The 2706-nt window shown below is 36.4% G+C and carries 1 protein-coding gene and 1 pseudogene; both read right to left on the minus strand.

Annotation, left to right across the window (positions count from 1 at the left end):
* Positions 1 to 24: 24 nt before the first annotated feature.
* A pseudogene (locus GJV76_RS16030) lies at positions 25 to 192 on the minus strand (TraG/VirB4 family ATPase); the annotation flags it as partial.
* 109 nt (positions 193 to 301) lie between these two features.
* Positions 302 to 2113, minus strand: a complete 1812-nt coding sequence (ltrA, locus tag GJV76_RS15385; protein WP_155093427.1) for a group II intron reverse transcriptase/maturase — start codon at positions 2111 to 2113, stop codon at positions 302 to 304.
* Positions 2114 to 2706: the final 593 nt, after the last annotated feature.

Raw genomic sequence — 2706 nt, forward strand, 5'->3', positions numbered from 1 at the left:
CCAAAGAGATATTTACTAAGCCACCTTGACGGGCGCACAAAGGTACTTTAGATAATCTGCCATACCCTCTTTAGCAATGGCCTTCCAAGCCTCTTCAATCAGTATTAGTTTACGCTGTCCTTTAAGACGTCTCATCTTATTTATAAACACCTCCATAATGATGATTGTCACTATAGGAAAAAGGATTTTGTGATGTAGGCTAAGCACCCAGCGCCTTATCATATTTCTATGGTAGGTTTCCAAGTGCTCGCCCCCGAACCGCACGTACACCTTCCAGCGTATACGGCTCTCCATTAAAGTATCAGTCTTTCTTTCCCATATCAGTCAGTTTATGGCATCTAGGACAAAGGGCAATAGTTTTCCTATGCCTTGCAATCATATGTTTCTCCCAAGGTTTTTTATTATCTAAACCTTTGAGTTTTCTTACATGATGCATATGTAAATTTCCATCCTTAGCTCCACACAATTCACACACATTAGCCTTAAGCCTATCAACTAGACTAGTTGTAGTGATACTAAATGGTGATATGTTGTTATCTAACCATGACTGATGATTTGGGTTCTTGCGTTTAAAACCATCATTGTAAAAGACTCTGATTTTATTTTCGCCTTTCTTATTCTTAAAGTGTACAGTAAACACATTGTTTTGCTTGTACTTACGAGCAATCTTTACAACAGTTGTTCGGTATTTACGTGCTAATGTTTTATACATACTATACTCCATAATGTACTTAAAGGCACTCATCATCGAAACATTATTAGCTATTGAATAGTAATTGTAGAAACCTCTGATTTCTGAGTTATATCTATCTAAAATTTCAAGGTCATCATTGTTTATAAACTGAACTCGAGCTCTGGGTTTCCATTGCTCTTTTCCATTGTGTGTTTTAATTTCCAATGCTCCATATTCGAGCAACTTCTTTTTCATCACATCTGTAGTTAGTTTTAAATACACCTTTTTATTAAAGGCTCTTCTTATATGACCAACCTTATTTCTTTTAGTTAGATTAGATTTACGAACATAGATTTCATATCCGAGAAATTTGGCAGACTTTTCTGAATGGGTAATCAGAGTCTTTTCTTCTGATAACTCGAGTTTCAATTTAGATTCAAGAAAACTCTTGATGTCTTCTTTGACTCTTTGAGCATCTTGTTTACTCCCAATTATTCCAATTATAAAATCATCTGCGTATCTCACATATTTCATTCTTCTGTAATCGCAATCCATTTCGTCTCCACATGAGATTAAGGACCTTCCCTTGTCAAAAGCTTTAATTTGTTTGATGATTATTTTTCTTTCATCTTTGTCTATTACTTTTTTTAGTTTTACCACAGCAAGCCTTTTTCCGTACTCATATTCAATACGAGCTTTATTTGTTTTGCGTTTCTCCCCTTTATCAAACTTTTGGATGTATTCCATTACATACTTATCCAATTTATCTAGATAGATATTAGCTAGAATTGGACTAATAATTCCTCCTTGTGGTGTCCCACTTCGAGTTTTATGGAACTTCCAGTCTTCAATGTATCCTGCATTTAAAAACTTTCTTATTAGACGAATAAATCGTTCATCAGAGATGCGTTCTCTTAAAATATCAATCATAACTTGATGATTAATATTATCAAAGAATCCTTTTATATCCCCTTCTACAAACCATTTCGCTCCGTTGAATGTCTTTTGAATTTGCGCCAGAGCAGTATGACAACTTCGATTAGGTCTAAATCCATAGGAACAATTTTGAAATTGTCCTTCGTAAATAGCCTCTATAATCATCCTTATCACTTCCTGCACCAGTTTGTCATTAAAAGCTGGTATTCCTAGTGGACGTACTTTCCCATTTTTCTTTGGGATATAAATCCTTTTTGAAGGTTGGGGCTGATAACTCTCATCTTTCAATGATTGTATCAGTTTTTCAATTCGAACTAAGTTCATTCCATCAACAGTTTTTCCGTCAGAACCAGGTGTCATATTTCCCGGTTTTGCATAAATACGCTGATAGGCAACGTAGTACATTTGTTTGTTGAACAAAACACGATAAAGCCTTTCATACTTATAGGCTGATAGCTTGCTGTGTTTGGCAAGACTGTTTAATACTCCTTCTGAATTTCTCATAATGTCTCTCACATTTTTCGTTAATTGTATTAAAACCACTTTAACTGCTTCCCTTTGCCATGTACAGGTCGTTATCCTGCTCAGACTACTACGAAAGCTCCGTTACCACTCCAGATATTCAAGGGCAAACCCTATAGCCTTATAATCGGCGTTCTGTTATAGGTAATCCCCGTTTGTATACATAAGAACAATTAGACTATATAGTCTATGGCACGACAGAGTGTCGGATACGACTTTCATCCTTTACTACATATTGTAGTTGCGCTGTGATTAGTTCTTGCACCTTCTCCTCAAAGACTGGAAAAAGTGAATCACAGTACGACGAGTATAGTTATCTTAACGTCGCAGGTACGCGTAAAACCGCTTGGATTATCGTTCAATCAATACAGACTTTATCCTCATAACTGTCTTTTCATCTGACCATTCAGTCGCAACTTGATAACTAGTTGACTTATGGTCTTCTCGGCATGCTACACTCCCTGTCTGGTTAATTTCCCTTTCAGATAAGCCGAGTGATGATAGGTTTCTCAAAGAACACTTACCTAGTCCTTGCCAAAGGACATTTCTTATGCAACCTTGACGGGCGCACCCTT

Source organism: Myroides albus, from assembly GCF_009711045.1.
GTDB classification, from domain to species: Bacteria; Bacteroidota; Bacteroidia; order Flavobacteriales; family Flavobacteriaceae; genus Flavobacterium; species Flavobacterium album_A.

Coding starts and splice junctions, on each gene's coding strand:
- ltrA (WP_155093427.1), bottom strand. CDS start 2,113: ATGAGAAATTCAGAAGGAGTATTAAACAGTCTTGCCAAACACAGCAAG.